Raw genomic sequence first — 2,737 nt, forward strand, 5'->3', positions numbered from 1 at the left:
GGACCGTCACATTTCGTGGGTGGTGATTTCAAAACCAGGAATGGTTCGACTCTGCTGAAAATCGCACTGTTGCAAAAAGCAGGATTTGAGGTCATTGAAATTCCGGTTAACATGCTCTTGAATCAGGATTTAATGAAACCATACATTGATCAAATAAAGGCCAGGATAGGCTTCCCGCCACAGGAGCATGGCTCTGTATCACTTAAAAGAAGGTGGGCAGATGCGGCATACGTTACTGCTGATAAAGGCGGGCAACCCTCAGATCACGGTTACTTAAACGCAGAAGAACATTTAGAAGAGCAAACCGACAAACCTGCAAAGAGGAAGAAAACAAACAGCCAGTAATCCCCTCCCTTCGACCCAGGAACCGTTTCACATTCCAGGAAAGTTCTACCAGCGTTGAAGACCTGTTGCCCCTGAATTTCGCCCCGGTTTTTTTGAAGATAACGGATGGTTGGCATCAGGAGCAGATGAACTTCTTCCACTGCTCACATTGATCAACATTCCAGCAAAATGAACTTCTGAACAGAACAGCAGTCTGCTTTTTATATTCTCATGAATTAATGAAATATAGTTATGGATAGAAGCTCTGCTGGTATCAGTGGTCAATACGCAAGATCAGGCAATGATTACAACCAACCAAATGGTCAGGCGACTTCTTCACGGCGTGGACGATATAGAAATGCCACAGTCAGACAATGGCATAACCCCTCCCGCACTGCCCCGGGGCGTAATGAATTTTACCATTCTCGTTTCACACGCCCTTCACAATATCTACAGTACCGTTCAGTAAACCCTGCTCAAGATTTTAATGCTCTCACCAAACGGGAAATAATGGATGGCCTGGTGAGTAAATCTTATCGTTTCGGTCATCGCTATGATGGGAGAGATCACGGTCTATATGCCAGTTCAATTAAAAAATACACATCAGCGTCTAAAAGACCGTTAAATCGAGCGGAACAAAGCCAGCTGATGCGATTGCTGCAAAATTTCAAAGCAACGCAAAGCTGGAATTGGCGAAGCCTGACGACAACACTTCATTCATTGACTTCAGCGGGTGTATTTACCCCTCATAACCCCATGGAGGAGCGTGTTAAGCGTACTCAAGCTGCCTTACTGTCAACGCTACTTGATGCAATAATATTCAAGTGCAACCAAAAACCTCAAGCCAGGGATATTGATGCCCAGGGTGTCGCCAACCTGCTGTGGGCCATGGCAAAACTGGTGGACAACGGCCAGGAGCAGACACCAGAACTCAACAAGGCTTTGGTCGCGCTGTTGCCCCTCGTGAACGCACAAAAAGACCCATTTATTCCTCAGCATATCGCCAACCTGCTGTGGGCCATGGCAAAACTGGTGGACAACGGGCAGGAGCAGACACCAGAACTCAAAGAGGCCGTGGCCGCACTGTTACTCCTCGTGAACGCACAGAAAACCAACTTTAAACCACAGGAAATTGCCAATCTGCTGTGGGCCATGGCGAAACTGGTGGATAACAGGCATGAGTTGACACCAGGGCTCAAAGAGGCTGTGGCCGCACTGTTGCCCCACGTGAACGCACAGAAAGCTAACTTTAACCCACAGGAAATCGCCAATCTTCTGTGGGCCATGGCGAAACTGGTGGACAACGGGCAGGAGCAAACACCAGAACTCAACGAGGCCGTGGCCGCACTGTTGCCCCACGTGAGCGCACAGAAAGCTAACTTTACACCACAGGGTATCGCCAACCTGCTGTGGGCCATGGCGAAACTGGTGGACAACGGGCAGGAGCAGACACCAGAACTCAAAGAGGCCGTGGCCGTGCTGTTGCCACAAGTGAACCCAGAGAAAGCTAACTTTAAACCTCAGGAAATTGCCAACCTGCTGTGGGCCATAGCGAAACTGGTGGACAACGGGCAGGAGCAGACACCAGAACTCAAAGAGGCCGTGGCCGCACTGTTGCTCCTCGTGAACGCACAGAAAGCTAACTTTAAACCTCAGGAAATTGCCAACCTGCTGTGGGCCATAGCGAAACTGGTGGAAAACGGGCAGAAGTGGTCACCAGGGCTCAACGATGCCGTGGCCGCGCTGTTGCCCCACGTGAACGCAAACAAAGACCAATTTATTCCTCAGCATATCGCCAACTTGCTGTGGGCCATGGCGAAACTGGGTGAGCTCGTTGAGTTGAACGTGGTTACATCCACGTTCGAGTCGCTGGTCTACCGAATCAGTGAAAACCCTCAGCTCTCTCAGAAAGCCATATTGATGTCTCTCTGGGGAATAATGGTATGCTATGCCAGATTGTCTCTGTTCTCCAATACCAATAACATTAACGTGCTTGAAAAGCACATGGATGACCTGTTTACTCGCCTGGAAAATACATTCCCAGACAATGAAGAGGAACAATCCATTATTGCCCTGGCCGCCATTTGGCTTGGCAGAACGTGTCCAGTCGTCCTCCATTACCAGACAAACATTTCAAAAACCCAGGTCGACTTCCGCGATCAACTCCAATCATGCATTCCATCTTTGAGGATTGAAGAAGAAAAGAGTCTGAACTCATTGCCTCCGGTTGACCTGCTACTGCCAGATCACAACATGGTGATTGAAATTCAGGGACCGTCACATTTCGTGGGTGGTGATTTCAAAACCAGGAATGGTTCGACTCTGCTGAAAATCGCACTGTTGCAAAAAGCAGGATTTGAGGTCATTGAAATTCCGGTTAACATGCTCTTGAATCAGGATTTAATGAAACCAT

At 48.6% G+C, this 2,737-nt stretch carries 2 protein-coding genes; both read left to right on the top strand.

Features of this window, described 5'->3' with window-relative positions:
* Positions 1-345, top strand: a 345-nt coding sequence (locus CX664_RS24570) for an RAP domain-containing protein (protein ID WP_146000318.1), incomplete at its 5' end; no start/stop codon positions are given.
* Positions 346-576: 231 nt separating this feature from the next.
* Positions 577-2,737 (top strand): DUF1601 domain-containing protein (locus tag CX664_RS24580; RefSeq protein WP_146000320.1); only part of this gene is annotated, 2,161 nt, incomplete at its 3' end.

Origin of the sequence: Endozoicomonas acroporae (genome assembly GCF_002864045.1) — a bacterium.
GTDB classification, from domain to species: Bacteria; Pseudomonadota; Gammaproteobacteria; order Pseudomonadales; family Endozoicomonadaceae; genus Endozoicomonas; species Endozoicomonas acroporae.